21 protein-coding genes, 1 other RNA gene and 3 pseudogenes are annotated in these 26,583 nt (G+C 63.9%); 7 read left to right on the top strand and 18 right to left on the bottom strand.

What is annotated here, in order from left to right:
- Positions 1 to 108: 108 nt before the first annotated feature.
- The 5 genes and pseudogenes from IVA96_RS14665 to IVA96_RS14645 form a co-directional block, all read right to left on the bottom strand.
- On the bottom strand, positions 109 to 1,302 hold the full coding sequence (locus IVA96_RS14665) for an efflux RND transporter periplasmic adaptor subunit (protein WP_247417978.1): 1,194 nt from the start codon (positions 1,300 to 1,302) through the stop codon (positions 109 to 111).
- Position 1,303: 1 nt separating this feature from the next.
- On the bottom strand, positions 1,304 to 2,005 hold the full coding sequence (locus IVA96_RS14660; RefSeq protein ID WP_247417976.1) for a TetR/AcrR family transcriptional regulator: 702 nt from the start codon (positions 2,003 to 2,005) through the stop codon (positions 1,304 to 1,306).
- Between the two features lie 215 nt (positions 2,006 to 2,220).
- Positions 2,221 to 3,256, bottom strand: a pseudogene (locus IVA96_RS14655) (dihydrodipicolinate synthase family protein); the annotation flags it as partial.
- Positions 3,257 to 3,427: 171 nt separating this feature from the next.
- A pseudogene (locus IVA96_RS14650) lies at positions 3,428 to 3,556 on the bottom strand (gfo/Idh/MocA family oxidoreductase); the annotation flags it as partial.
- A 182-nt stretch (positions 3,557 to 3,738) separates the two neighbouring features.
- Positions 3,739 to 4,008 carry a hypothetical protein gene (locus tag IVA96_RS14645; RefSeq protein WP_247278109.1) on the bottom strand — a complete coding sequence of 90 codons (270 nt, stop codon included), beginning with the start codon at positions 4,006 to 4,008 and terminating at the stop codon, positions 3,739 to 3,741.
- 1,144 nt (positions 4,009 to 5,152) lie between these two features.
- Here IVA96_RS14645 and IVA96_RS14640 point away from each other — a divergent pair.
- Positions 5,153 to 6,856 (top strand): recombinase family protein, encoded by a 1,704-nt coding sequence (locus tag IVA96_RS14640; protein ID WP_247278108.1) that lies wholly within the window; start codon positions 5,153 to 5,155, stop codon positions 6,854 to 6,856.
- Here the strand turns inward: IVA96_RS14640 and IVA96_RS35810 are convergent.
- From IVA96_RS35810 to IVA96_RS14610, 6 genes and pseudogenes are all read right to left on the bottom strand, one after another.
- Positions 6,838 to 6,918: pseudogene (locus tag IVA96_RS35810) on the bottom strand (acyl-CoA thioester hydrolase); the annotation flags it as partial. The gene IVA96_RS14640 and the pseudogene IVA96_RS35810 overlap by 19 nt on opposite strands.
- A 69-nt stretch (positions 6,919 to 6,987) precedes the next feature.
- On the bottom strand, positions 6,988 to 7,911 hold the full coding sequence (locus IVA96_RS14630) for a metallophosphoesterase (RefSeq protein WP_247278107.1): 924 nt from the start codon (positions 7,909 to 7,911) through the stop codon (positions 6,988 to 6,990).
- Positions 7,912 to 8,060: 149 nt separating this feature from the next.
- Positions 8,061 to 9,092, bottom strand: coding sequence for a Holliday junction branch migration DNA helicase RuvB (gene ruvB / locus IVA96_RS14625; RefSeq protein WP_247278114.1), 1,032 nt, complete (start codon positions 9,090 to 9,092; stop codon positions 8,061 to 8,063).
- A 20-nt stretch (positions 9,093 to 9,112) separates the two neighbouring features.
- Complete coding sequence (ruvA, locus tag IVA96_RS14620) at positions 9,113 to 9,730, bottom strand: Holliday junction branch migration protein RuvA (protein WP_247278106.1); 618 nt, start codon at positions 9,728 to 9,730, stop codon at positions 9,113 to 9,115.
- On the bottom strand, positions 9,727 to 10,254 hold the full coding sequence (gene ruvC, locus IVA96_RS14615; protein ID WP_247278105.1) for a crossover junction endodeoxyribonuclease RuvC: 528 nt from the start codon (positions 10,252 to 10,254) through the stop codon (positions 9,727 to 9,729). Before ruvC ends, ruvA begins: the two co-directional genes overlap by 4 nt.
- A 223-nt stretch (positions 10,255 to 10,477) precedes the next feature.
- Positions 10,478 to 11,224 carry a YebC/PmpR family DNA-binding transcriptional regulator gene (locus IVA96_RS14610; RefSeq protein ID WP_247278104.1) on the bottom strand — a complete coding sequence of 249 codons (747 nt, stop codon included), beginning with the start codon at positions 11,222 to 11,224 and terminating at the stop codon, positions 10,478 to 10,480.
- Between the two features lie 221 nt (positions 11,225 to 11,445).
- Between IVA96_RS14610 and IVA96_RS14605 the strand changes: the two genes are divergently transcribed.
- Both IVA96_RS14605 and IVA96_RS14600 read left to right on the top strand, forming a co-directional pair.
- Positions 11,446 to 13,194 carry a methyl-accepting chemotaxis protein gene (locus IVA96_RS14605; protein WP_247417973.1) on the top strand — a complete coding sequence of 583 codons (1,749 nt, stop codon included), beginning with the start codon at positions 11,446 to 11,448 and terminating at the stop codon, positions 13,192 to 13,194.
- 107 nt (positions 13,195 to 13,301) lie between these two features.
- Positions 13,302 to 14,726 carry a methyl-accepting chemotaxis protein gene (locus IVA96_RS14600; protein WP_247417971.1) on the top strand — a complete coding sequence of 475 codons (1,425 nt, stop codon included), beginning with the start codon at positions 13,302 to 13,304 and terminating at the stop codon, positions 14,724 to 14,726.
- Positions 14,727 to 15,075: 349 nt separating this feature from the next.
- Here the strand turns inward: IVA96_RS14600 and IVA96_RS14595 are convergent, their stop codons facing one another.
- From IVA96_RS14595 to IVA96_RS14565, 7 genes are all read right to left on the bottom strand, one after another.
- Positions 15,076 to 15,639: a hypothetical protein gene (locus tag IVA96_RS14595; protein WP_247278101.1), complete on the bottom strand. Its 564-nt coding sequence runs from the start codon at positions 15,637 to 15,639 to the stop codon at positions 15,076 to 15,078.
- 22 nt (positions 15,640 to 15,661) lie between these two features.
- Complete coding sequence (locus IVA96_RS14590; RefSeq protein WP_247278100.1) at positions 15,662 to 17,263, bottom strand: hypothetical protein; 1,602 nt, start codon at positions 17,261 to 17,263, stop codon at positions 15,662 to 15,664.
- 515 nt (positions 17,264 to 17,778) lie between these two features.
- Positions 17,779 to 18,603 carry a TIGR00282 family metallophosphoesterase gene (locus IVA96_RS14585; protein WP_247417969.1) on the bottom strand — a complete coding sequence of 275 codons (825 nt, stop codon included), beginning with the start codon at positions 18,601 to 18,603 and terminating at the stop codon, positions 17,779 to 17,781.
- The gene (locus IVA96_RS14580) at positions 18,581 to 19,177 is read right to left on the bottom strand and encodes a 5-formyltetrahydrofolate cyclo-ligase (RefSeq protein WP_247278098.1); all 597 of its coding nucleotides are present in this window, start codon (positions 19,175 to 19,177) and stop codon (positions 18,581 to 18,583) included. Before IVA96_RS14580 ends, IVA96_RS14585 begins: the two co-directional genes overlap by 23 nt.
- 203 nt (positions 19,178 to 19,380) lie before the next feature.
- A non-coding RNA gene (ssrS, locus tag IVA96_RS14575) (6S RNA) lies at positions 19,381 to 19,541 on the bottom strand.
- Positions 19,542 to 19,797: 256 nt separating this feature from the next.
- Positions 19,798 to 20,181, bottom strand: coding sequence for a cell division protein ZapA (locus IVA96_RS14570; RefSeq protein WP_247278097.1), 384 nt, complete (start codon positions 20,179 to 20,181; stop codon positions 19,798 to 19,800).
- Positions 20,178 to 20,468: a DUF4164 domain-containing protein gene (locus tag IVA96_RS14565; protein WP_008546526.1), complete on the bottom strand. Its 291-nt coding sequence runs from the start codon at positions 20,466 to 20,468 to the stop codon at positions 20,178 to 20,180. The genes IVA96_RS14570 and IVA96_RS14565 overlap by 4 nt, the downstream gene beginning before the upstream one ends.
- 405 nt (positions 20,469 to 20,873) lie before the next feature.
- Between IVA96_RS14565 and tkt the strand changes: the two genes are divergently transcribed.
- The 4 genes from tkt to fba all read left to right on the top strand — a co-directional run bounded on the left by tkt (position 20,874) and on the right by fba (position 26,488).
- Positions 20,874 to 22,859 (top strand): transketolase, encoded by a 1,986-nt coding sequence (gene tkt / locus IVA96_RS14560; RefSeq protein ID WP_247417967.1) that lies wholly within the window; start codon positions 20,874 to 20,876, stop codon positions 22,857 to 22,859.
- Positions 22,860 to 23,008: 149 nt separating this feature from the next.
- Positions 23,009 to 24,016: a type I glyceraldehyde-3-phosphate dehydrogenase gene (gene gap, locus IVA96_RS14555; RefSeq protein ID WP_247278095.1), complete on the top strand. Its 1,008-nt coding sequence runs from the start codon at positions 23,009 to 23,011 to the stop codon at positions 24,014 to 24,016.
- 150 nt (positions 24,017 to 24,166) lie between these two features.
- Entirely contained in the window at positions 24,167 to 25,363 is a 1,197-nt protein-coding gene (locus tag IVA96_RS14550; RefSeq protein ID WP_247278094.1) for a phosphoglycerate kinase, read from the top strand.
- A gap of 57 nt (positions 25,364 to 25,420) precedes the next feature.
- Positions 25,421 to 26,488, top strand: coding sequence for a class II fructose-bisphosphate aldolase (gene fba / locus IVA96_RS14545; protein ID WP_247278093.1), 1,068 nt, complete (start codon positions 25,421 to 25,423; stop codon positions 26,486 to 26,488).
- Positions 26,489 to 26,583 lie beyond the last annotated feature (95 nt).

Below are 26,583 nucleotides of genomic sequence, written 5' to 3'. Positions count from 1 at the left end.
ACCGGTCGCTTGATGAAAATGTCGGTAAAGGCCATCGCGGCGATCTCGATTTCTATGTCTCAAGAAGCGTGATCCGGCCGAGCCGGATCACGCGAATGTTGTAATGGGTCAGTAGCGCGGCGGCTGCGCCGGGATTGCCGGGGCCGGGTCGGTCGAAATCGACACCGGGGCGCCCGATTGCAGCTTGAGCTGGCCGACGGCGACGACCTTGTCGCCCGGCTTTACGCCTTTGAGGATTTCAACGCGACCCTCGACCCGGCTGCCGGTCTGCACGAAGGTGCGCACCGCGGAGAGGCTGGTCTTGCCGTCCTCTTCCTTCTTCTCGGTGATCACGAACACGGAGTCGCCGTACAGCGTGTAGTCGACTGCCGTCTCCGGCACGGTGATCACCGCCGGCTTGTCCGGCAGCACCACCGTGGTGGTGACGAACATGCCCGGCTTCAGGATTTTCTCCGGATTGGAGACGGTCGCCTGCACGCGGATGTTGCGGGTGTCGGCCGAGATCTGCGGCTCGATCGTGGTGATCTTGGCGTCGAAGGTGCGGCCCGGATAGGCGTCGACCTTGAGCCGAACCGATTGGCCGACCTTGAGGTTGCCCGAGTCCTTTTCCGTCACCGTGAAGTTCGCCCACAGCTGCGACAGATCGGTCAGAGATACGATCGCCGTGCCGGCCGTCAGATATTGTCCGACCTCGACCTTGCGTATGCCAAGATCGCCGGAGAACGGCGCGCGGACCAGCTTCTGCGAAATCAGCGCCTCGGTCTTGGCGATGCCGGCCTGCGCCTGGTCGTAGGCGGCCTGAGCCTGATCGACGGTCGCCTGCGGGCCGAACTGGCGCGAGGCCAGCTGCTTGGCACGGTCGAGTGACAACTGCGCGACGGTGGCCTGCGCCTTGAAGCTCGCCAGATCGCCCTGCTCGGCCGCGTCGAACAGCTGCGCCAGCGGCGTGCCGGCTTCGACACGCGTACCGGGCTCGAACTTGATCTCGGTGACGCGGCCGTTGACGTCGGCACTGACGTCGACCTGGTGCACGGCGGCGAGGCCGCCGACCGCGGTCAACAGGTTCGGCACCACTTCGGACTTCGCCTCAGCCGCACTCACCGCGGTCGGCGGCGGCTTGTTGTTGGCGAAGAACTGCTTGATCATCTGGCCGCGGAAATAGTTGAACCAGACCAGGCCACCGACGAGCACGCTGAGCAGCGTGCCGACGATGATGAACCACAGCACCGGCCGAACCGGTCGCTTGGGAGCCTTGTTGTCGATCGGTTCGCCCGAAATCTTGTGTTCGGTCACGATGTTCATGTCATGCACTTTCTGCAATCGCCGTCTTGCCGGCATTCGCGGCCTGATTGTGGCCCAGATGCGCAGCAATTGCGGCGTCGTTAAGTCCGATACCTCTCAGGAGAAACTCACAGAGCTGCCGCTCGAGGTCGTTCGCCTTGCCGTAAGCGAGACAGGGCGTGGCCGGCAGCCTGGTCAGTGCCGCCGTCATCAGCGAATGATGCGCGAACCAGAAAAGATTGAGCGGATGGCCGGTCCACGGCCGCGCGTCCCCGGCGGCAACGGCACGCTCGAGCGCGGCAACGAACACCGGCCCGATCAGCGTTTCGATCTTGGCATACAGCAAACGGGCGAATTCGCCACCATCCAAATGGCTCGTGGCCATCAGTCGCAGGCGCTGCGCCTCCTCCTGGTCGGGACCGTCGGCGATCTGAAGGAAGTGCCGGACCATGCCGCGGATCAGCTCGACCAGGGCAGCCGTCGACGGCTCCCGCTCGAGCAGCTCCATCAATGCTGGTTCCGCCTCGCACTCATCGCTGAGGATCTCGGCATACAGCGCCGCCTTGGAGGGGAAATGCTTGAACAGCAGCGCCTCGGAAATAGCAGCGGCGGCCGCCACGCTCTTGGTCGTGGTGCCGGTATAGCCGTGTCGGGCAAAGCAACGTTTCGCGGCACGGAGGATCAATTGACGCCTCAGGTCGCTCGTCATACGCAATGAGCTCATGTGAGTGAGCAAGCACTCACCCGCGCTAAAGTCAAGCTAATTGGTGCGACGCAACCTTTGAGACTATCAAAAGGTATCCTGGGGTTCTAAATCGGCCGGAAGCCGAGATCGCCGCGAATCCGGTTGATGATGTAAGTCCCGTCCCGGCTGGGCAAAATCCGCTCAAGGCTAGCGCTGTCAATCTGAACATTGGCAAACCTGAACATTGGCAAACCTGAGCGCGCGCTCTCCTGGCCCCCGACCGTGGTGAAATGGTCCTGGTGGCCCTTGAGATAGGCCATGAATACGACGCCGGTCTTGTAGAAGCGCGTCGGCGCCTTGAAGATGTGGCGCGACAGCGGCACCGTCGGCCCGAGCACGTCGTGCCGACCTCGTCGCCGGCGGCCAATCGCGACAGCGCGTAGGACGCCGCCGGTGCAATAGCGTCGAAGATGCCGAGCAGCGCGTGCGAGAAACCCCGCTCATCCCGGCGATCAGCTCCGCATATTGAGGTCGTCGCCGGTGTACATCTTGATGCGCCTGTCGAGGCGCCGTCGCATGTCGATCTCGCGCTGCTTGTCAAGCAGCGAGACCTTGACACCATCGACCTTGGCGGCGTTGCCGTTGATGATGGCAACGGCGGTGTCCATCGCCTCGTCGAGATCTTGTGCCCAGTATCCCGTCAATGCGGGATCGAACATGCCGCCGAGCCAGTGGATGATCACGCGCTCTCGAACCTGCGGCAGCACGAGGTCATATACCTTGGCGTAGTCGTCGGCGTCCGGCCGAGTTTTTGCGAGCGCGCGATGCCATCAGAATGATGCGGCCGCCGACCTTCTCGACCGCGGAGATCTGCTCCTCATAGGCGCGGATCACGTCGTCGATGGTCTTGGCATCCTCCAGGCAAGACGATCGGTGCCGGCGCCCGAAAACACCAGCGCATTGCGCCGCTTCGCGGCAGACACCGAGCGCGTGATCAGCTCCAGCGAGGTCGGCCAGTCCAGGCCCATGCCGCGCTGCGCGCTGTCCATGGCCTCGGCGACACCAAGCCCGAGATCCCAGACGTGCTCGCGGAACGCGATGGTCTTGTCCCAATCGACCGCGACCGAGAGCCAGGGATCGTTGTCGCAAAGGCATCGGCGACAATGTGCACGGCCGAGAACGCGATGCAGTTGAGCGGACCTTCGAGCTTTGCGGGGAATTCTCGATCGAACGATCGGCTTTCGGCAGCTTGAGCGACAATGAGGACATCGGCTGGACGGGCCTGTTCATGATTTCGGACCTCTCCCCGTCATTGCGAGGAGCCACCCGGTCCGGCCTTCGGCCGGCCGGACCTAAACTCCGCGACCAAGCAATCCAGACTGTCTCCGCGGAGGCATTCTGGATTGCTTCGCTTCGCTCGCAATGACGGCTCAACAGACATCGACACTTGTGCAATAGACCTCAGGCCTTGATCGGGGCGACGTCGATCCAGCGCCGCTCCTTCCAGCTCTTGAGTGCGGATTCGGCGAGCTGCACACGTTTGACGCCTTCGAGCAGCGTGAACTTGTAGGGCTCATCCTCGTAGACGTGATGATCCTTGCGCGCGATGTCACGCTCGCACAGCAGGATCAGCGTCTCACGCGCCGACAGGTTCGCGCGCGCCGCCTCCTCGAGCAGGTTGTCGAGCTGGTCGCGGATGCCGGAGAGCTGCAACACCAGCATGGCCTCGAGCCGATCGATTGGCGCTTCGGTAGCTTTCTTTGTACGCGCCATCAGAAGCTCCCTCCGATCGCTGCTTCGTATTCGGCAAGAGGACGCAACAACGAGGGCAGTGAAGGCGCCGGCACTGTCGGTGTCGCGATTGCCGGTCGGCAGAAGGCGCCAGTGCGACCGGCAACCCCGTCGAGGTGGGCGGAATCGATGATCCGCAGCCGGCGACCTTCCGATTGCTTATGGACCGCAACCTCGCGCATGCCGTGGCGGATGCGCACGTCGCCGGCCGCAACCGTCACCGCCACGCGCTCGCCGATCGATCTTTTCAAGCGAGGTCTGATGCTTTGGCATCGCGGTCTCCGTTCCCGCAAAACATGGACGCATAAGCCCGACAACATTCATTAAAAATAGGAAGAAACATAATTTACACCACTCCGACGCACCGGGGCGGCTATGCTAACGCCTGGACGGAGCGAGGTTCCCGTTGCGGGCTGGCTGATTCCTCGTGGAAAACGGCGAACCGTATCTGCCCAACCCGATCTTAGCCGAGACGGCAGACTCGGCGGCGTGCACCTCCCACCACAGGCCAGCGGTTCGCGTATCTCGCCAGCGCTGGTGAGGCGCCACTGGGCATCATCCGACGGTGTCTCGCCACCCGACATGGAGGAAATCCATGAGGATCCAGACGCCGGACGGACCTGGGCAGCGGGTTCAATTTTGAACTCCTTGGATATCGGAGCGGGAGCACTCTATCAGAACTATGCGTTTCTCTGACAGTGCTTTTCGACGCGCGATTACGGAGCTCACGCAGACGCGAATGCTTGCTCTGGGAGGCTCGACGCAAGGGGGGTGATCGAACCAGCGGAATAAGAAAGACCCAATCAGCGACGGCTCCTTGGGGGCGGACCACCGCGTCTGGGCTGTGCGCTACAATTCGCCGCCAGCGGCCAAATTTTATTGATGGACGAGCCGGCGCTCCGCGGCAGCCACTACACATCTGCACGAGAAGCCGCGTGAACCGAGAACGGGTCCGCTATGCACCGGCCCCAGCAACAGACTTACGCCGCCGTCACCCGTAAGTATTTTTACTCCGCTTTGCTTAGCACATCTGCTCTCGACTACGCGCCTCATCGCCAGGAATGCCCTCACGCGCGCCGCGGCACTTCAAGAAATTCATTTTCATTCGACGCTGCCGAGGTCAGCATGAGCGAAGCGTTGCGAGTAATCGCTGCGGCTTGGCTGTAGCGCGGCGCAGAAATTTACGCTAGCTTCTGCTTGCGAGTTTGCAAATGCGTGCCCGCATCCGATCTCTCCGAAGACAACGAGCGACCATTCGACCGCTTGCCCCCTCCCATCGTCAGAGCTGGGATAATCCGGACAATGACGAAATCTGGTTTGAGTTGGCGCGTGCTATCGGACGTCAGCTCGCACGGGATGAACATCACGGTTCGGGGCAGCCGATAGAGGACCGGCATGACGACAGCGTCATCGAAGAAAACGGCCGTACTATACGCCCGTTATTCCAGCGACATGCAAAAGGCGACCTCGATTGACGGTCAGCTATTGCTCTGCCGGAAGGTCGCATTGCGCAACAACCTCGATGTCATCGGCGAGTTTGTGGATGCCGCAAAATCTGGTCTTACCGAAGGTGCGAGGGACGGCTATCAACGTTTGCTCAACGGGGTGCGAAACCAGGACTTTGACGTGGTCGTGGTTGAACATTTCGACCGCTTGTCGCGTGATCCCGCAACCATCCAGCGTCTCAAGCAGGTTTTCGAGTTCAATGGCGTCGAGCTGATGGATCAGAAAGGGGTCTATGCGACCGCCACTGACATCAGCATTGCAAGTCTCTACAACACGATTTACAAGCCGCAGCTCGCCGAAAAGGTTCGGCGCGGCCATGACAACGCTGTTGCCAACGGAAGAATTCCTGGCTCATACGCCTATGGTTATCGACCGAGGCCGGGCGCGCCGGGCGAACGCGTGATCGATGAGAACGAAGCAAAGATTGTGCTCCGCATCTTCACCGAATATGCAGCGGGCCGCTCGACCCGAACTATCGCCGCTGATCTCACCCGCGAAGGCGTGCCCTCACCCGGTGCAACTCGTCACAAGAACAAGGCTGGTCGTACCACCTGGAATCATCAGTGCATCACAGGCGGTCGGCATGGTCGCGGCATTATCGGCAACGATCTATATATCGGCGAGATACATTGGAACGTTCGCTCGACAATTCTCAACCCGGAGACCCAGAAGAAACAGAAGCGCCGCAATCCAGAAGAGCGCCACATCATAGTCAAAAAGCCGGAGCTACGGATCGTTCCGCAAGTGCTCTGGAATCGAGCGCAGGAGGTTCGTAGCGCGCGCGCCGTATCTATGTTCGGACCGACTGGCAAGCCGCGGCGTCGCGCCGTGATCCCGCGCAACAATGAGCACCCGCTTGCCGGTGTGCTCCGGTGCGGCGTCTGCAATGGCCACATGCGAATCGCTCAATCCTCGCGTAACGGTGCACCGCGCGCGGCATGCGCGAGCGCGCATCAGCGGGGCACCTGCGAGCACACCCGCAGCTTCGACATGGACGTTCTGCTCGAGGATGCCTCCGACAAAATCCAACTGAAATTGCTTTCGCCGAAAGCCATTGAAGAGGCGATGTGTGCCTGGAAGGAGGAGCGCAAAAACGATCGGAACAAGGGCAGCGAACACGCTAAGCTAGAGCGTCGACGCCGCGTGTTGACTACCGAGATCGAACGCCTGTCATATGCCATCGCAAATAGCCGTCGGAAGCCGGACGAGTTGCTCAAGCGGATCGATGAGTGCGACGTGGAGCGGGAAAGCGTTGAAGAGCGCTTGCGGCTGCTGGGCGGTGGCGGCGAAAATGTCATCGGCTTCGATCACTCGAAATTCAGTGACGGATACCGTTCGGAGGTTAGAAGGCTGGTCACCGCGCTCAAGACGAATCCGAAGGCGATCGAAACTCGCGTCGCGTTCCGCAACTTGATTGAATGCATAGTAGTGCATCCGGTTCCCAAGCGGATGCCGTACGAATATACCCCCTACCTGAACAGCTCCGCGCTTTACGGCAAGAAGCTTTTCCCTGAAAACCGTAGCAAGGAGCGAGAAATCAGCACGTTTGCCTACTACGACAATGGCAAGTCAGGGAAATCCGTGTCCTCGTAATAGACGCGGACCTGCATGTGGTGGCGGCCGTCGCGGATCTCGCCGTCGAGATGAGCTGTCACGTCGCGAGCCTCTTGGCTTGTCGATAACCAGCCCGTTTTGCGCAAAAACCGCCGGCCGCGCAAGCCGAGCTAGGATACAACCGGCCGCCTCGTCCCACCCAGCGTCACCTCGACGATCTCAGGCGGCACGCCGACGCGGAGCGGCATGATGCTGCAACCGAGGCCGCCGGAGATGATCACGTCGCATTTCAGTCGGACATGGCCATAGGCGAGCCGTATGCCATGCTGCGGCGGGACCGCCGGCGACCAGCCAAGCAGGCGCACCTGACCGCCATGGGTATGGCCGGACAGTTGCAGCGCGACGCGCGCCGGGACGCGCGGCGCGATGTTAGGCTCATGCGCGAGCAGGATGATCGGCGCGTCATCCGTGACCTTGGCGAGCGTGGCGTTGAGATCGTCGGCACCGAAGTGCACCATGCTGCGGAAGCGTCGCGCCGGCAGGAAGGCGAGCTGATCGCCGAGACCCGCAAGCCAGAACGGGCGGCCGTCCTTGGTGAGACGCACGACATCGTTCTCGTAGACGGGTATACCGGCCGCTTCCAGCGCCCGATGCGCGATGGTTGGGCCATACCCGGCCCGTTGCACGGTCTTGTCGTCCCAATAATCGTGGTTGCCCATGACGGCGTGAACGCCGAGCGGCGCCCTGAGGCCGCCCAGCACTCTGGCCCATTCGCTCGACGGGATGGTACGGGTGACCTGGTGCAGGCCGGCGACATAGTCGCCGAGCAGCACGATGAGGTCGGCATTCAGCGCGTTGGTGCGGTCGACGATGGCCTCGATCCGCTCCAGCGGCATCCAGGGATCGCAGGCATGGATGTCGGCGATGACGGCGATTTTCAGCGGAAGATCCGTCGGCCATTGCCGCGGCGTCGGATGATAGCGGGTAACGCGGAGCCGCAGCATCGGCTCGACGCCGACACCGTAGGCCGCGGTCGAGGCGCCGAGGGCGGACAGGGCGCCGATGGAACGGATGAAATGACGGCGAGTGATCATGGACGCTCGATGGTGATGCTGGTTCTCGATGCGACCCGATTGGAGCGGAATTGGGGTGCGCTCGTGCAGACCGTCTGCATCTCCGTGCAGGGACCTGCACAAGATTACCGGAAATTCATGAGAACTGGAGCACTTTGCACTTGCGCAAATCAGTCGTCGCTCTCGTCCGAGCCGAACAGGCCGAACTGGGCCGCGTCGCGCGAGGGCTCGGCGAGACCGAGATGACGGAAGGCGTGCGAGGTGAGCAGGCGGCCGCGCGGGGTGCGCTGGAGATAGCCGCACTGGATCAGATAGGGCTCGATGATGTCCTCGATCGCATCGCGCGGCTCGGACAAAGCGGCGGCCATGGTCTCGACGCCGACCGGGCCGCCGCCATAGTTCTGCGCGATGGTCGTGAGGTAGCGGCGGTCCATGGCATCGAGGCCTGCGGCATCGACCTCGAGCGCGCTGAGTGCGTGGTCGGCGATCTTGCGGTCGATCTTGTCGGCATCGGCCGCCGAGGCGAAGTCGCGGACCCGGCGGAGCAGACGGCCCGCGATGCGCGGTGTGCCGCGGGCGCGGCGCGCGATCTCGTTGGCGCCATCGGCGGTCATGCCGACATTGAGCACGCGCGCGCCGCGGCTGACGATGCTTTCCAGTTCTTCAATGGTGTAGAAATTGAGCCGCACCGGAATGCCGAAGCGGTCGCGCAGCGGATTGGTCAGCAGGCCAGCGCGCGTGGTAGCGCCGACGAGGGTGAATTTCGACAGCTCGATCTTCACCGAGCGCGCCGCCGGGCCCTCGCCGATGATGAGGTCGAGCTGAAAGTCCTCCATCGCGGGATAGAGCACCTCTTCCACCGCCGGACTGAGGCGATGGATTTCGTCGATGAAGAGCACGTCGCGCTCTTCGAGGTTGGTGAGGAGAGCGGCGAGATCGCCGGCCTTGGCGATCACCGGCCCCGATGTGGCACGAAAGCCGACGCCCAGCTCCTTCGCCACGATCTGCGCCAGCGTGGTCTTGCCGAGACCCGGGGGACCCACGAACAGCACGTGATCCAGCGCCTCGCCGCGCTTGCGCGCCGCCTCGATGAAGATCGAGAGGTTCTTGCGCGCCTGCTGCTGGCCGACGAAGTCGGACAGCGATTGCGGGCGCAGCGCGGTGTCGCCGACATCATCGCTGCGGCGCTCGGGCGAGACCATGCGATTGGCCTTGGGATCGCTCACTTCGCGAGTTCCTTCAGGCCGAGGCGGATGAGCTGCGCGGTCTCGGCATTCTCGCCCGCACTACGCGAAGCCGACGCAATCGCCGCGGCGGCCTGCGGTTGGCCGTAGCCGAGATTGACCAGTGCGGAGATCGCATCCGCCACGGGGCGCGGCGCGCGCTGGTCGTCGACGGCGCCGGCGAGATGCACCACGGCCGGATCGACATTGGCAAAGGCCGGCGCCTTGTCCTTCAGTTCGGTGACGATGCGCTCGGCGACCTTGGGGCCGACGCCGGGCGTGCGCGCGACCGCCGCCTTGTCGCGGAGCGCGATGGCATTGGCGAGGTCAGCCGGCGACAAGGTGCCGAGCACGGCGAGCGCGACCTTGGCGCCGACGCCCTGCACGGTCTGGAGCAGGCGAAACCATTCACGCTCCTGGTCAGTGCGAAAGCCGAACAGTTTGATCTGGTCCTCGCGGACATAAGTCTCGATCGACAGCACGGCCGCTTCGCCCGGCGACGGCAGATGCTGCAACGTGCGTGACGAGCAATGCACCTGATAGCCAACGCCGCCGACGTCGAGGATGACGAAATCCTCGCCGTAAGTATCGATCAGCCCCTTGAGCTTGCCGATCATATCCCCACGACCTTCAGCCTGAGCGCGGTGCTCTGGCGGTGATGAGCGTGGGTGATGGCGATGGCGAGCGCGTCGGCGGCATCCGCCGACGGCGGCTCGGCCTTGGGCAGCAAAATCTTGAGCATCATCGCGATCTGTTGCTTGTCGGCGTGACCGGCGCCGACCACCGTCTTCTTGACCTGGTTCGGCGCATATTCGGCGACAACGATGCCGAACATTGCGGGCGCCAGCATGGCAACGCCGCGGGCCTGGCCGAGCTTCAGTGTCGCAACGCCGTCCTTGTTGACAAAGGTCTGCTCGACCGCGGCTTCCATCGGCCGGTGATCGGACAGAACGGCCGCGAGCCCCTCATGGATCGCAAGCAGCCGGCTCGCCAACGGCAAGTCGTCCGGCGGTTCCACCGAGCCGCAGGCGACGTAGATCAGACGGTTGCCCTCAGCCTCGATCACGCCCCAGCCGGTGCGGCGCAGGCCGGGGTCGATGCCGATGATGCGAACGGGGCCGCGAATCGGGAGCGCAGTCATGGGCCAGTGATAGCGGCTGGCCGCCCGAAGCGAAACAGAAACAGAACGGAAGTAACAGGGGAAGTGGGATACCGCGGGGCGCACCGCCGCTCAGCACACATTCCGGTGTCATACCCGCGAAGGCGGGTATCCAGTATGCCGCGGCTTATCGGTATTGTTCGAACGTCTCTGGAATACTGGGTCGCCCGGTCAAGCCGGGCGACGACAGCGGAGGGTTGAGGGCCTAGCCGCCCATCTTCGCCATCAGCGCGTCCGACACCTCGAAATTGGCGTAGACGTTCTGGACGTCGTCGTGCTCATTCAGCATGTCCATCAATTTGAGCAGCTTCTCGCCGGTCTCGTCGTCGACCGACACCGTGTTCTGCGGCTTCCAGATCAGCGCGGCCTTGCGCGGCTCACCGAACTTGGCTTCCAGCGCCTTGGCGACGTCGCGATAGCTTTCGGTCGAGGCGTAGATCTCGTGTCCGCCCTCGCCGGAGATCACGTCGTCGGCGCCGGCCTCGATTGCCGCGTCCAGCACGGCATCGTCAGACGCGACGCTGCGATCGTATTCGATGATGCCGGTACGGTCGAACATGAAGGAGACCGAGCCGGTTTCGCCGAGATTGCCGCCGGACTTGGTGAAGAAGGAGCGGATATCGGACGCGGCGCGGTTGCGGTTGTCAGTCAGCGCCTCGACGATGACGGCGACGCCGCCGGGGCCGTAGCCCTCGTAGCGGATCTCGTCATAATTCTCGCCCTCGCTGCCGAGCGCCTTCTTGATGGCGCGCTCGATATTGTCCTTCGGCATGTTCTCCTGGCGCGCGGCGATCACGGCGGCGCGCAGGCGCGGGTTCATGGCGGGGTCGGGTGTACCCAGCTTGGCCGCGACGGTGATTTCCCGCGCCAGCTTGCCGAACAGCTTCGACTTCTGGGCATCCTGCCGCCCCTTGCGGTGCATGATGTTCTTGAATTGGGAATGTCCGGCCATGCGTGGTCTCTTGAAGGGTCTTGGGATCGTTCGCCGATGGGTGGGAGGCGCGGCCTTATAGGCCGCCAACCCACCGGAATCAAAGGGATCTGCTGCTCTAAGGTAGCACTGTAAAGGTAGCCGCCGTAATGGCCTCTGCCTAGGTCTCAGGCATCGTTAACCCTGACTTCATTTCAGCCTGCGAAAATAGCGTCCGACCGTCCCCCGACCAGAGAGACCCGATGGCGTTCGGACTATTTCGGAAGCGTCTGCCGGACATGGCTGCGCCTGCGGCAGCCCCGCAGGCTGCGCAACCGGTGGCTCATTCCGAGCCCGCCGGGACCGCCGATGGCGACTCGGCCCGCGAGATCCTGGAACTGCTGGAACTCGAGCTCGGCGCGATGATCCGGCAGCTCGAGCGCGCCGCCAATTCGGTGGCCGGCGGCGCCGAGGCGACCGCGGCAACCCTTGCCGCCATTCGCGACCGCACCGACGCCCTGACCGGCCGCACCAACGCGGCGCAATCGACCGCCTCGACCTTCGCCCATGCCGCCGACAAGTTCACGCAGTCCGCACTGGGAATCGGAGCGCAGGTTCGCGAGGCAGGCAAGCTCGCCGACGAGGCCAGCGCCGCCGCGCAGGAAGCCCGCGCCAATGTCGATCGCCTGCGCGAGTCCTCCGCCGCCATCGGCAATGTCGTCAATCTGATCGCGCAGATCGCACGGCAGACGACGCTGCTCGCGCTCAACTCGACCATCGAGGCCGCGCGCGCCGGCGCGGCCGGCAAAGGCTTTGCAGTTGTCGCGACGGAAGTGAAGGCGCTCGCAGTGCAGACCCAGGGCGCGACCGAAGAGATCACCAAAAAGATCGATGCACTCCAGCGCGACGCCGCCGGCTCTGCGGATGCCGTGCACCGCATCTCGCAGGCGATCGAGGCGATCCGCCCGGTGTTCGAGACCGTCAACGGCGCCGTCGCCGAGCAGAACGCCACCACCAGCGAAGTCTCCGGCAACGCTGCCAGCGCCTCAGACTTCATCGTCTCGGTCGGCGAGAGCGCGGCCGAGATCGATGCAGCCACCAAAGCGGCCGAGACCCATGGCGAGAACGTCGCCAGCGCCGGCCGCGCCGTTACTACCTTCGCGCAAAAGCTGAAGTCGCGTTGCGCCGTGCTGCTCCGCCAGAGCGAGCACGATGACCGCCGCAAGACCGAGCGCTTGCCCTGCCATCTCAAGTTCGAAACCGCGCGCGGCGTGATGCCAGTCTACGAGATCGCGATGGACGGCGTGCTGATCGGCGGCGCGGAAGCAGGCCGGCTTGCGCCGCAAGCGCTGGTCGAAGGCACCCTCGAGAACGTCGGCGCCTGCCGCCTGCGCGTGGTCGAGCAATCCAAAGCCGGCGCCCGCGCGCAATTCGTCGGCCCCAATGCCGAGCTCCGCGAGAAGATCGAGGACAGGCTGTGGTCGATCCATGAGGAGAACACGGAGTTCGTCACCCGTGCCATGGAAGCCGGCAACGCCCTGACGAAGATATTCGAGCAGGCGGTCGCGCGCGGCGAGGTCAAGATCGACGACCTTTTCGACACCGACTATGTAGAAATTGCGGGCACCGATCCGCAGCAATATCGCACAAGTTATCTGGACTGGGCCGACCGCGCGCTACCGCCGTTCCAGGAGGCATTCCTGGCAAAGGACCAGCGCATGGCGTTCTGCGCCATGGTTGATCGCAACGGCTTCCTGCCGGTGCACAACAAGATCTATTCGCATCCGCAGCGGCCGGGCGAGGTGGCCTGGAACACTGCCAACAGCCGCAACCGGCGGATATTCAACGATCCGGCGGGGCTCGCCGCCGCGCGCAACCTGCGCTCGTACCTGGTCCAGAGCTATGCGCGCGACATGGGCAACGGAAACACCGTGATGATGCGGGAGATCGACGTCCCCATCCGGGTGCAGGGCCGGCACTGGGGCGGATTCAGGACGGCCTACAAATTGTAGTGCACACTCAGGCAAGACGGCAGGCGCGAATCATCCTTTAAAGCTGAAGCTGGAATGGGAATGCCGCCGTGAGCCGGCGAACGGCTCTCCTTGAGGACTCATCGCACATGTCCGCCGTACAACTTGCAGTCATGGACACCGGCTCCAACCGGACGCTGGCCGAACGGCTCATCGACCAACTCGCCGATCGCATCGGCGGCCTCGGCGTGGAACTCGCCGACATCGCCGGCAATGTCCAGGAAGTCGCAAGCCGCGTCGCCAACCAGTCGGAACGGTTTCACCACCTCCAGAAGACGGCCGAGACGATGGTCTCGGCCAACCACGAAATCGCCAACGCATCTCAGGCAGTGCAAACGACGTCGTCCGCCGCGGCCGACGAGATCGCGCAGTCGCGCAGCGCAGTCGATACCGCCGTCAGCCACATCTCCGAGCTCGTCGCCGCGGTGGAGCGGATCGAGGCGCGATTGAGCGCCGTCGGCTCGGCGCTGGCCCAGGTCGCAAAGGTCTCCGGCTCGATCGAGGCGATCGCCAAGCAGACCAATCTGCTCGCGCTGAACGCAACGATCGAAGCCGCGCGCGCCGGCAATGCCGGCCGCGGCTTCGCCGTGGTCGCGAGCGAGGTGAAGAACCTCGCCGAAGCCACTCGCCAGGCCACACATCAGATCTCCGACACCGTGCGCGATCTCGACGGCCAGATCGAAGGCCTAATCGGCGAGAGCAGCGACGCTTCGCAGCGTGCCAAGACTGCCGGCGAAGGCGCCCAGCAGATCTCCAGCATCATCTCGCGCGTCCAGCAGGGTTTCGCCTCAGTGGAGGCGGAGATCGGCAGCGTCACGCGAGCTGCGACCTCCAACCTCGGGCATTGCGACACCGTGATCGGCGAGCTCAACGAGCTTGCCAAGGGCGTCGATCTGTCCTCGCGCGATCTCAGGAGTGCCGACCAACGGATCGCAAAACTGCTCGACACCTCGGAAGGCCTGATCGCGCTGATCGCCGACAGCGGCGTGGCGACGTCGGACGCGCCGCTGATCCGCGTGGTCATCGAAACCGCCAAGCGAATCTCCGCCGAGTTCGAAGCCGCGGTCGATCGCGGCGATATCACGCTCGACCAGCTCATGGACGAGAAGTACCGCGAAATTCCCGGCACCGATCCGAAACAATTCCTCACCAATTACGTCGAGTTCACCGACCGCGTCCTGCCCGCGATCCAGGATCCGATTCAGAAATCCGATCCCCGTATCGTGTTCTGCGTCGCCTGGGCGAGGGGCGGCTATCTGCCGACCCACAATCCGAACTACCGTCTGCCGCAGGGCAAGGACCCGGTCTGGAATAACGCCAATTGCCGCAACCGCCGCCTGTTCACCGATCGCGCGGTGAAGAAGGTCGCGGCCAACACCAAACCGTTCCTGCTCCAGACCTACCGCCGCGACATGGGCGGCGGGCAGTTCGTGCTGATGAAGGATCTGTCCTCGCCGATCATGGTCCGCGGCAAGCACTGGGGCGCCTTCCGGATGGGTTTTCGCCAGAGCTGAGGGCCCGCAAGGCGCCTTGCGCGACGGCACTCCGGTGCCCTCAAAACAAAAATTGAAAAACAACCCATGCACAGTAGCCGGGGCCAGCGAAATCAAAGGCTTACGCGGGCAGGCCCGAAGAAGCCGCGACGCGGTTGACGCGTCGGGCAAAACAGGGGCATAATGCGATTATTCCGAAATCGCGCATTTGCGCTTATGCTGCCTCGTGGGAGCGGGCCGCGTAGCCGGCTGCGACCCCATTCGTCTCGCGCGGAGAGCCCTGACACGCTCGCACATGACGTTAATGCTAACGTTGCGCAGGGCAAGCGGAGAAGATCCTGCAGTCAGGCGGAAGCCGAATTGCTCTGAGTTACAAGCCGAGCGCGATCTCGGCCCATTTCAACATGCGGTCGCTATTGAGGAACGCCAGCACCGCCGGTTCCAGTGACGCGGGCGCGCCCGATCCAACCAAAGCCGTGGCGGCCACCATGTCGCACCGCTGATTGAAGGCGAGTGAGAGCGCGTTGCGATTTCCCTCGACGCGATAGGGCCGGCTGCGGCCGCGCATCGGACCGACGATGATCTCTCGACCGGCACCGATCGGCGTTGCCTTGCCAATCAGCGCCAGGTCGCCCATTTTTTCGAGGTCGTCATCGTCGGCGACGCCGGTGGCGCAATTGCAAAACCCGAGCTTGGCGCGAACGTAGAGCTGGACCTCGCCGCCGCAATCCTCGGCCTTGCAGCGGAATGCCTTTCCTTTCCCCCAGGGATCTGCGCCGAAAGGCCAGTCGGTTTCTGACCACACTGGGCGGACCTCGCCGAGTGCCGCTGTAGCACGTGCCGGTTCGCCGGATCGCAATGTCCAGAGCGCAGCGACTGCGCAGAGCAGTGCTGCGGCTGCGCCGATCGCCATGAATTTGCCTGTCAGGCGCATGGAAGCTGCCACGGCACTTTTGCTAATTCTGAGCCAAGAACTTTCGTGCAGCCGCGAGGTCCTCCCGCGATGTGTCGCCATCGCGCGCCATGTCCACGACTTTCCCGTAGTACTGGCGCGCCTTCACGGCGTCGCCCGCTTTCTCGGCGGCGTGAGCGGCGCCGATCGTCGCACCAAAGCGGTTCGGCTCCTTGCGCATGGTGCTTTCGAATGCGGCCAATGCGTCCGTCGCCATGCCGCGCTCGAGCAGCATGGTCCCGTAAAGCTCGCGTGCCGGGGCAAGCGGTCCCGGCGTCACGATGGATTTTTCGGTCTTGTCTTCGGCGTCGGCGGCAAGGCGCATCGCCTCCAACGCGTCTGCCTGTTTTCCCTGGGCATTGAGCTGCCAGGCTGTGGCGACCTGCCGCTGAATGTCGACGATCTCGGCCCAATACGCATCCTTGTCCTGCTGCAGCTTGTCCCGCAGCTCCGCCAGCTTGGCGATGTCCGCCGTTGCTGCGTCTGCATTGCCGGAGCGCGCGGCGCCAAGGGCGCGGGCGAAATGGGTGATCGCATCGACATAGCCAAACCGGCTCGGCTCAACCTTCAGCGCGGCGGCGCCCTGCCAATCGCCGCGCTCGACCATATAGCGCGCCTGGCTGGCCGCTATCGCGTAGGGACCGGCGCGGACGGCCGGCGCATAGCCCGTGGTCGCAACCATGTCCGCAATGACGTCGCGAGCTCGGCTGTCCTGCGCAAGCTGGAGCAGGGCGTAGACCATATAGTCGTCGGCATGCAGCTGCTCGCTGGGGTCCTTGCCCTCCTTGGCAGCCTTGGCGGAACGGCTGTTGGCCTCGATGGATTCGTTCCAGTAGCCGACGCGTGTGAAGATGTGCGACGGCATATGCAAAGCGTGCGGCGCCGCCGGCGCGATCTCGGAATAGCGCTTGGCAGCGTCGAGACCTTGCTCGGCGATCGCCGGATAGTCGTAGAGGTGGATCAGGTAATGCGCGACGCCGGGATGCCGCGGTTGCCGCTTGAAGATCGGCTCCAGGATGGCCGCGCCCTTGAGCTGGTTAGCATAGGTCTTGTCGTTTGGTGACGCCGTCACATTCAGCGTAATGGCGTAGGCGATCTGAGCCTCGTCATCATCGGGATAGCGCGCGGCGACGGCTTCGGTTGCCTTGAGATAGGCCTGCGCGCGTTGACCAAACGTCGTCTTTTCGTCGCCCGAATAGAAGGCCAGCAGCGCATCGATATAGTCGCGTTCGCGTTCGCTCTTGGCGCCGAGTGCCTTGGCCTTCTGCAGCGCGGCGAGGCCCTCGGTGAGGTTTTCCTTCGGCGCGGGAAAATGCGGATTATACAGCAGGCTGAGGGCAATGCCCCAATAGGCGATCGCGCATTCCGGATCGGCCTGCAACGTCTCCTCGAAAATCTCTTTCGCGGGCCGGTACCAGAACGAGTGCTGATAGCGCATCCCGCGGTCAAAGCGGCGCTGCGCCAACTCGTTGCAGGACGTCTGGAAGTGAACCTTGCCAAACTGCTCGTCGGTCCCGTCCTCCGCGCGTGCGGCAGGCGTGGCAGAGATCGAGCCCAGGATAGTGAGGGTAAGAAGAGAGACGGTTCTCAAGGCGAGCGCGCGCATCGGCCCCTCCGTTTCTATTCAGAAAATTGAGTCGGATAGCGCCGATAAAGTCCGAGGCGCCGAAGTTCGCAGTGCTGAAATTGGCGATGGCAATTGCGTTGTAAGGATTTGCCCATTCGCGAGGCGTGTCAATAGGAGCGGACAAATTTGCATTAGGGAAGCACGCCTGTCAGGCTCCGTGATCGAAATCGTAAGGCGGATGGCGAAGCGTAGCCGCCATTTCACGGACGCCGATCTGCCGCCGGAATATTGGCAGACGCTCCTCGACGATCCACGCGCTGAGGCCTGGTCACTGCGGAGTCACGCTGCGGCTGAGCCAAACTCCTCAACCATTTCCCGGGCGATCTGCCAATCTGGCAGCCCACCAGCTTCGAGTTCGTGATCAACCTCAAAGTAGCGATGTCACTTGATCTTGAAGTCCCACCGGGGGACCTAGGGTGAGGTGCGCCAACGCGCCGCCATCACGAGCAGAGCAGGCTAATACGAAATGGAGCGCAAGTTTAAGTGTACACGCCCTAGCTCAACCAGAACTTCGGCGTCGTCGGCTCCAGCCTGCCTCCTAGCCGCACCGGCGCGATCCGCAGCGCGAGCCCCGTTGCATCATCGGTCTCCACTGCTACGCCGCTGAGCGTCGCCATTCCAGCGGCGGGCTCGAACCGGCCCGACGGAATCCCCGAGGTGAACCGGCGCAGCGGCTCTTCCTTCTGCATGCCGATGATCGAATCGTAATCCCCGGTCATGCCGGCATCGGTCATGTAGGCGGTGCCGCCTGACAGGATCTGATGGTCGGCGGTCGGCACATGCGTATGCGTGCCGACGACGAGGCTGGCGCGGCCGTCACAAAAGAAGCCGATGCCCTGCTTCTCGCTGCTCGCCTCGCAATGGAAGTCGACGATGATGGCATCGGCCGCGACGCCGAGCGGGCAGGCGCCGAGCTCGCGCTCCAGCGCCGCGAACGGATCGTCGAACGGGGTCATGAAGACGCGCCCCAAAGCGTTGACGACGAGCGCATGCTTGCCGTTCTTGGCCTCGACCAGCGCAGCGCCGCGGCCCGGCGTGCCGCGCGGATAGTTCGCCGGCCGCACCAGGCGCTCGGCGCGCTCGATGAAAACCAAGGCTTCACGCTGGTCCCAGGAATGATTGCCGAGCGTTACCGCGTCGGCGCCGGCATCGAGGAATTCCTGGTAGATCGCTTCCGTGATGCCGAAGCCGCCGGCGGCATTCTCGCCGTTGACGACGACCAAGTCGAGCGACCAGTCCTTGACCATGCCAGGCAGATGATCAGCAATCGCCGTGCGTCCGGCGCGGCCGACGACGTCACCCACGAAGAGAATGCGCAACTTCAGAACTCCGGAAATCGAACACGTCCGATTCCGTTAGCACATAATCCAGCGCGACGTCGTGCGATAGTGCAGGAACCGCCTCGATCTCCTGCGCCGCAAAGGCAAGCCCGATCCCGACGATATTCTTGGCTTTCCGCAAATGCGCGAAGGTGAAATCGTAATGCCCCGCACCATAGCCGATGCGATGGCCAAGACGGTCGAAGGCGGCGAGCGGCGTCAGCATGATGTCGGGGATGACTTCGCTGGCGGCCGGCGACGGCTCGGGAATGCCGAGCGGGCCGAGCATGAGGCGGTCGCTCGGATGAAAGAGACGGAAGATCAACGACTGGCCGCGCGCGGTGACGCAAGGCAGCGCCAGCTTCGCGCCTTGCTCGGCGAGCTTTCGCATGAGCGGCATCGGATCGATCTCGCTGCGGATCGGCGAATAGCCGGAGACAATGCTGCCGGGCAGCAGCTTGAACGGCAGTCCGCGCTCCGCGAGCTTCGCGGCGGCGTTGGTGCGCTTCTTCTCGCTCAGCGCGTCGCGCTTGCTGAGCGCTTTGGCGCGGAGTTCGGCTTTGGAGCTGGACATGCGCGTTTTCCCCCGAGGGCGAAGTCTTGCTCCGCCGTCATCGCCCGCGCAGGCGGGCGATCCAGTATTCCAGAGACGCCAGTGCTTGAACCTCAACGCCGCGGCGTACTGGATGCCCGGCCTGCGCGGGGCATGATACCGAGAATGACTGAACCGCAAGCGCGTCGGGGACGCAATTCGACAAACACGACCAGAAGAAACAGTGCGAAGCCGCGGACGCCGTTGAAGCACTCGATCCCGGAGTTCCCTACGAAAGTAGGTGGGCACCATATGTCCGGGCCCACGGGCCCGGCCAGGGACAGTTCCCTAAAGGATCGATAAGGCCCCGGGGATATATGGCTCCTGACGCACGTCGCAGCCTCGCTTGCGCAATGTAACAACGATATTGACGAACCGCCAGCCCGGCGAGAGTGCGGAGCTTCGGTGCAGCCACGGCGGAAGTGCGCTCCCTCCCCCGCTTGCGGGGGAGGGTTGGGGAGAGGGTGTCTCCACAGGCGAGACTCCCCAAGAGGTGAGAGCCCTCACCCGCGCCTCCGGCGCGACCTCTCCCGCAAGCGGGAGAGGTTGAGCCCGCCGCCACATCGAGAACGACAGCTCAGCGCGTCTCATCTATCGCGGCTCTAACCGATTGCGATGCCGTTGCCGACGGTCCGGTTCAGGACCTGGGTCGACTTCTCGATGCGTTCGGCGGCGGCGTTCAGCGCATTCACCACCGCGGTCTGCGTCATCCGGGCGCGCTCGACGGCGGCGTTGCGGAAATCCCTGAGCTCGATCAGCTCCTGCTCCATGGTGCGGATCCGGTTGCCGGCGTCGACCAGCTCGTCGCACACGGTCAGCGCTGCCATCACCGTGAGGCGCGCATCGCCGATCTCGCCGAACTTTCCGCGCAGGGACTGGATGCGGGTCTCCAGGCTTTCGGCGAGCTTCAGCAGCCGCACCTCCTGGCCCTCCTCGCAAGCCATGCGGTATTGCCGGCCATTGATGGTGACATTGATGTGGCTCATCCGTCCTCTCCGGTATCGAGCACCGAACGTATCGTGACGATCGCGGAATCCAGCCGGTCGGAGATCTCGCGATTGGTGCGCTCGAGCTTGCGCGCCTTCACCAGCGCACCATCGAGCTCGTCGGCGAGCCGCGAGCGGTCCGCGCCGAGCGCCTGGATTCGCGCCGCGAGCTCGTTCTCGTCGCGATCGGCATCGCGCCGCCGCTCCACCGCGCTTTCGAGTGCGTCGAGCGCCGCCGTGAGCCTGCGGGTCGCGATCTCGATCTCGACGGCGGATGATTCCGTCATGGCAGAGCTGTTGGATACGCGATCGTTCATGCAGTCAGCGGCGGAACCTACCGGCCTTTGCCCAGTGGCCTTGTTACTGGGGCTCGCCGTCCGGCAAAAGACTCGGTTCGGCAAGCGGTTAGAAGCAGAAATTTACGTGGCAAGCTAGCCAAGCGCAACGCCGCCGCGAAACTATGCACCGATAGATCGGGAGAAGGTCGTGCTGATCCGTCAGTTCTCCTGGGCCCGATCCGGGCGGAAAACCGATTTCCACACAGGCAACTTTTGCGGCCAAACCGGCGTTTGATTGCCTTGGACTCCCGGAACCGAGGTGCTATCCCAGCCCGGACCTTCAGTGGCCGCCAGGCTCCTTCCCGCGCGGGCGTACATCGCCTCCAAGCGCTTCATTTCAGACGGATTTCAGACATGACGCAGGTCGATCACACCCGTATGGCCAACGCGATCCGCGGCCTCTCGATGGACGCCGTCGAGAAGGCCAAATCGGGCCATCCGGGCCTGCCGATGGGCGCTGCCGACATCGCCACCGTGCTGTTCACCCAGTTCCTGAAATTCGACGCCTCCGCGCCGGCCTGGCCGGATCGCGACCGCTTCGTGCTCTCGGCCGGTCACGGCTCGATGCTGCTCTATTCGCTGCTGTACCTAACCGGCAATTCCGAGATGACGCTGGACCAGATCAAGCAGTTCCGCCAGGTCGATTCGCTCACCCCAGGACACCCCGAGAATTTCCGCACCAGGGGTATCGAGACCACCACCGGCCCGCTCGGCCAGGGCATCTCCACCGCGGTCGGCATGGCGCTCGCCGAGAAGATGCTGGCAGCCGAGTTCGGTAAGAAGATCGTCGACCACCACACTTACGTGCTCGCCTCCGACGGCGACCTGATGGAGGGCGTGTCGCAGGAAGCGATCGCGATGGCCGGGCACTGGAAGCTGAACAAGCTGATCGTGCTCTACGACGACAACGGCATCTCCATCGACGGCCCGACCACGCTCTCCGATTCCGTCGACCAGGTGAAGCGCTTCAAGTCGGCAGGCTGGGCGGCCGAGAAGATCGACGGCCAGAACCAGGCCGCGATCACCGACGCGATCACGCGCGCCAAGAAATCGAACAGGCCGACGCTGATCGCCTGCCGCACCACCATTGGCTTCGGCGCGCCGCACAAGGCCGGCACGTCGAAAGTGCATGGCGAGGCGCTCGGCGCCGACGAGCTCAAGGCCGCCAAGGAAAATCTCGGCATCTCGCTCGAGCCATTCGCGGTCGCCGAGGACGTGCTGAAGGCGTGGCGTGACGCCGGCCGTCGCGGCGCAGCAGCGCGCCAGGAATGGGAAGCACGGCTCGGTGAGCTCGGCAGCCGAAAGCGCGCCGAGTTCGAGCGCCGCCTGCGCCATGAGCGCCCGGCCTCGCTGGCAAAGGCGCTGCGGGCGCACAAGAAGGAGCTGTTGGAAAAGCCGCTGACGGCGGCGACCCGCAAATCGTCGGAGGCGGCGATCGAGGCGATCGCGGCCGCGATGCCGATGGAATTCCTGGCGGGCTCCGCCGACCTCACCGGCTCCAACAACAACAAGGCCAAGTCGGCGACCGCCTTCTCCGCCAAGACGCCGAAGGGCCGCTTCATCCATTACGGCATTCGCGAGCACGGCATGGCCGCCGCGATGAACGGCATCTTCCTGCACGGCGGCTTCGCGCCGAACGGCGCGACCTTCCTGGTGTTCACCGACTACGCACGTCCCGCGATGCGCCTTGCCGCGCTGATGGGCGCCGGCGTCGTCTATGTGATGACGCACGATTCAATCGGCCTCGGCGAAGACGGTCCGACTCATCAACCGGTCGAGCATCTCGCCGCATTACGCGCCATTCCCAACATGCGCGTGTTCCGTCCTTGCGATTCGATCGAGGTCGCCGAGTGCTGGGAGCTCGCGCTCAACCGCGTCGACGGCCCGACCGTGCTGGCGCTGACGCGCCAGAACCTGCCGCAGCTCCGTACCAGCGCACCGAACGACAATCCCTGCGCGGCCGGCGCCTATGAGCTGGTCGCAGCTCAGGGCGAAGCCAAGGTGACGCTGTTCGCCTCCGGCTCAGAGGTGGAGATCGCGGTCGCCGCCCAGAAGCAGCTCGCCGAACGCGGCATCGCGTCACGGGTGGTCTCTGTTCCTTCGCTCGAGCTGTTGTTAGCGCAACCAGAGGCCAAACGCGCCGCGATCATCGGGAACGCGCCGGTCAAGATTGCGATCGAGGCCGCCGTGCGCTGGGGCTGGGACGCCGTGATCGGCCAGGACGGCGAATTCATCGGCATGCATTCCTTCGGCGAAAGCGGTCCTGCCAAGGAGCTCTACAAGCATTTCGACATCACCGCCGAGGCCGCGGTTAACGCTGTGCTGAAGCGCGTTTCCTGAGAGTTGAGCTTGCCGCAAAAAAGGACTACCTAATCTCCCATATGATCAAGCACCGCCCGGCCGAACCGGGCGCCCGCCCCTAAAAAACCCTCGCAGGCGCACGAAAGCGCGTTGTGCGGGATGACAACGGTCATTGAAGGAGACGAAACATGGCAGTCCGCGTCGGAATTAACGGTTTTGGCCGCATTGGCCGCAACGTCCTGCGGGCTATCGCGGAGTCAGGCCGCAAGGACATCGAGGTGGTCGGCATCAACGACCTCGGCCCGGTCGAGACCAACGCCCATCTGCTCCGTTTCGATAGCGTCCATGGCCGTTTCCCCGGCACGGTCACCGTCGACGGTGACTCGATCAACCTGGGCAATGGCAAGATCAAGGTGACCGCCGAGCGCGATCCCTCGAAGCTGCCCTGGAAAGATCTCGGCGTCGATGTTGCGCTGGAGTGCACCGGCATCTTCACCTCGAAGGACAAGGCGTCTGCGCATCTGACCGCCGGCGCCAAGCGCGTGCTGGTCTCCGCGCCCGCCGACGGCGCCGATGCCACCATCGTCTACGGCGTCAACCACGACACGCTGACCAGGGATCATCTGGTCGTCTCCAACGGCTCCTGCACCACGAACTGCCTCGCGCCGGTCGCCAAGGTGCTGAACGATCTCGTCGGCATCGAGACCGGCTTCATGACCACGATCCACGCCTATACCGGCGACCAACCGACGCTGGACACGCTGCACAAGGATCTCTACCGCGGCCGCGCCGCCGCGATGTCGATGATCCCGACCTCGACCGGCGCCGCCAAGGCGATCGGCCTCGTGCTGCCCGAGCTGAAGGGCAAGCTCGACGGCGTCGCGATCCGCGTGCCGACCCCGAACGTCTCGGTCGTCGACCTCAAGATCGTCGCCAAGCGCGCCACCGACGCCAAGGAGGTCAACGCGGCGATGAAGCGCGCCTCCGAGCAGCAGCTCAAGGGCATCCTCGGCTACACCACCGCGCCGAACGTCTCGATCGACTTCAATCATGACCCGCACTCCTCGACCTTCCACGAGGACCAGACCAAGGTGCAGAACGGCACGCTGGTGCGCGTGATGTCCTGGTACGACAACGAGTGGGGCTTCTCGAACCGTATGGCGGACACCGCCGTCGCGATCGCGAAGGTGATCTAAGGCCGCTCTCGTCCCGGACGCGATGCAGCGTGAAATGCTGCTTCGCAGATCCGGGACCCATTCAACCGCGGGACTCGCCGCAACGTGCGGTCCCGGTTCTGCACAGCGGCACTACGCGCCGCTAGTAGCGCCCGGGACAAGGGGCCTCCAATGACGAAATCATTCCGCACCCTCGACGACGTCGACGTGAAGGGCAAACGCGTATTGCTGCGCGTCGATCTGAACGTACCCATGGAGAATGGGCGCGTCAGCGACGCAACGCGGCTCGAGCGCGTCGCCCCGACCATCAGCGAGATCTCCGACAAAGGCGGCAAGGTCATCCTGCTCGCGCATTTCGGCCGGCCGAAGGGCCGCGATCCCAAGGAATCGCTCAAGCCGGTTGCCGAAGCCCTGTCCAAGGTCGTGAAGAAGCCCGTTGCCTTCGCCGACGACTGCATCGGCGAGCCGGCGGCCAAGGCCGTCGCCAGCTTGAAGGACGGCGACATTCTCTGCCTGGAAAACACCCGCTTCCACAAAGAAGAGGAAAAGAACGATTCCGCCTTCGTCGCGGAACTGGCAAAGCTCGGCGACATCTGGGTCAATGACGCGTTCTCGGCGGCGCACCGCGCCCACGCCTCGACCGAAGGCCTCGGCCACAAGCTGCCGGCCTATGCCGGCCGCACCATGCAGGCCGAGCTCGACGCGCTAGAGAAGGCGCTGGGCTCGCCGACCAAGCCGGTCATCGCGATCATCGGCGGCGCGAAAGTTTCGACCAAAATCGACCTGCTCGAAAACCTCGTCACCAAGGTCGATGCGCTCGTGATTGGCGGCGGCATGGCCAACACCTTCCTGCACGCCCAGGGCGTCGCGGTCGGCAAGTCGCTGGCCGAGAAGGATCTCGCCGCCACTGCGCTGCGCATCATGGAGAAGGCGGAAGCCGCCAATTGCGCCATCATTCTCCCCGTGGACGCCACCGTGGCTTACCATTTCGCCGCCAACGCGCCGTCGCATGCCTATGGGCTTGATGCGATCCCTGCCGACGGCATGATCCTCGACGTCGGCCCGCAATCCATCGTGCGCGTTCACGCCGCGATCGACGATGCGGCGACGCTGGTCTGGAACGGACCGCTCGGCGCCTTCGAGATGCAGCCGTTCGACCGCGGCACGGTCGCGGCCGCCAGGCACGCCGCCGAACGCACCAAGGCGAAGAAGCTGATCTCGATCGCGGGCGGCGGCGACACCGTTGCCGCGCTCAACCAGGCCGGCGTCGCCGGCAGTTTCACCTATGTCTCGACCGCCGGTGGCGCGTTCCTTGAATGGATGGAAGGCAAGCCCCTGCCCGGCGTCGAGGTGCTGCGCATCAAGTAAGCTTTAAGTCGGCAAACATTGAGTGGCCTTGCAGGCCCAAACCGGAGAAAAAGACAGATGGCTCGGATCACGTTACGTCAACTGCTCGACCATGCGGCGGAAAACGATTACGGCGTACCGGCCTTCAACATCAACAACATGGAGCAGGCGCTGGCGATCATGGACGCGGCCAACCAGGTCGACGCGCCTGTCATCATCCAGGCCTCGCGCGGCGCGCGCTCCTACGCCAACGACGTCATGCTCAAGCACATGATGGACGCGGTGACCGAGATCTATCCGCACATTCCGGTCTGCGTGCATCTCGACCACGGCAACGAGCCGGCGACCTGCATGACCGCGATCCAGGCCGGCTTCACCTCGGTGATGATGGACGGCTCGCTCAAGGCCGACGGCAAGACCCCCGGCGACTGGGCCTACAATGTCGGCGTCACCAAGACCGTGACCGACATGGCCCATCTCGGCGGCATCTCGGTCGAAGGCGAACTCGGCGTGCTCGGCTCGCTCGAGACAGGCATGGGCGACAAGGAGGACGGCCACGGCGCCGAAGGCAAGCTCAGCCACGACCAGCTCCTGACCAATCCCGACGAGGCCGTGAAGTTCGTGAAGGAGACCAAGGTCGACGCGCTCGCGATCGCGATGGGCACCTCCCACGGCGCCTACAAGTTCACCCGCAAGCCGGACGGCGACATCCTCGCCATGAACGTGATCGAGGAGATCCACCGCAAGCTGCCGAATACGCATCTCGTGATGCACGGCTCCTCATCGGTGCCGCAGGACCTCCAGGACATCATCAACGCCTATGGCGGCAAGATGAAGCCGACCTGGGGCGTGCCGGTGGCCGAGATCCAGCGCGGCATCAAGAACGGCGTGCGCAAGATCAACATCGACACTGACAACCGCATGGCGATGACCGGCCAGATCCGGAAAGTGCTCAAGGACAATCCGGAGGAGTTCGATCCGCGCAAGTACCTGAAGCCGGCAATGGAGGCGATGACCAAGCTGTGCAAGCAGCGCCTCCAGGAGTTCAATACCGCCGGCCAGGCCTCGAAGATCAAGAAGGTGCTGACCACCGCCGAGATGGCCAAGCGCTACGCCAAGGGCGAGCTCGATCCCCGCGTCGCATAGCGATCGCGCTGGCGTAACGCCCTTAGGCATACCTCCCGTCATTCCGGGACACGCGAAGCGTGGGCCCGGAATCCATAACCACAGCCGGGGGTTAT

Origin of the sequence: Bradyrhizobium sp. 159, assembly GCF_023073795.1 — a bacterium.
In the GTDB taxonomy this organism is placed as follows: domain Bacteria; phylum Pseudomonadota; class Alphaproteobacteria; order Rhizobiales; family Xanthobacteraceae; genus Bradyrhizobium.
Note: the sequence above shows the minus strand (reverse complement) of the source record. Positions and strands in the feature narration are given on the sequence as shown.

Coding starts and splice junctions, on each gene's coding strand:
- IVA96_RS14665 (WP_247417978.1), bottom strand. CDS start 1,302: ATGAACATCGTGACCGAACACAAGATTTCGGGCGAACCGATCGACAAC.
- IVA96_RS14660 (WP_247417976.1), bottom strand. CDS start 2,005: ATGAGCTCATTGCGTATGACGAGCGACCTGAGGCGTCAATTGATCCTC.
- IVA96_RS14640 (WP_247278108.1), top strand. CDS start 5,153: ATGACGACAGCGTCATCGAAGAAAACGGCCGTACTATACGCCCGTTAT.
- IVA96_RS14630 (WP_247278107.1), bottom strand. CDS start 7,911: ATGATCACTCGCCGTCATTTCATCCGTTCCATCGGCGCCCTGTCCGCC.
- ruvB (WP_247278114.1), bottom strand. CDS start 9,092: ATGGTCTCGCCCGAGCGCCGCAGCGATGATGTCGGCGACACCGCGCTG.
- ruvA (WP_247278106.1), bottom strand. CDS start 9,730: ATGATCGGCAAGCTCAAGGGGCTGATCGATACTTACGGCGAGGATTTC.
- ruvC (WP_247278105.1), bottom strand. CDS start 10,254: ATGACTGCGCTCCCGATTCGCGGCCCCGTTCGCATCATCGGCATCGAC.
- IVA96_RS14610 (WP_247278104.1), bottom strand. CDS start 11,224: ATGGCCGGACATTCCCAATTCAAGAACATCATGCACCGCAAGGGGCGG.
- IVA96_RS14605 (WP_247417973.1), top strand. CDS start 11,446: ATGGCGTTCGGACTATTTCGGAAGCGTCTGCCGGACATGGCTGCGCCT.
- IVA96_RS14600 (WP_247417971.1), top strand. CDS start 13,302: ATGTCCGCCGTACAACTTGCAGTCATGGACACCGGCTCCAACCGGACG.
- IVA96_RS14595 (WP_247278101.1), bottom strand. CDS start 15,639: ATGCGCCTGACAGGCAAATTCATGGCGATCGGCGCAGCCGCAGCACTG.
- IVA96_RS14590 (WP_247278100.1), bottom strand. CDS start 17,263: ATGCGCGCGCTCGCCTTGAGAACCGTCTCTCTTCTTACCCTCACTATC.
- IVA96_RS14580 (WP_247278098.1), bottom strand. CDS start 19,177: ATGTCCAGCTCCAAAGCCGAACTCCGCGCCAAAGCGCTCAGCAAGCGC.
- IVA96_RS14570 (WP_247278097.1), bottom strand. CDS start 20,181: ATGAGCCACATCAATGTCACCATCAATGGCCGGCAATACCGCATGGCT.
- IVA96_RS14565 (WP_008546526.1), bottom strand. CDS start 20,468: ATGACGGAATCATCCGCCGTCGAGATCGAGATCGCGACCCGCAGGCTC.
- tkt (WP_247417967.1), top strand. CDS start 20,874: ATGACGCAGGTCGATCACACCCGTATGGCCAACGCGATCCGCGGCCTC.
- gap (WP_247278095.1), top strand. CDS start 23,009: ATGGCAGTCCGCGTCGGAATTAACGGTTTTGGCCGCATTGGCCGCAAC.
- IVA96_RS14550 (WP_247278094.1), top strand. CDS start 24,167: ATGACGAAATCATTCCGCACCCTCGACGACGTCGACGTGAAGGGCAAA.
- fba (WP_247278093.1), top strand. CDS start 25,421: ATGGCTCGGATCACGTTACGTCAACTGCTCGACCATGCGGCGGAAAAC.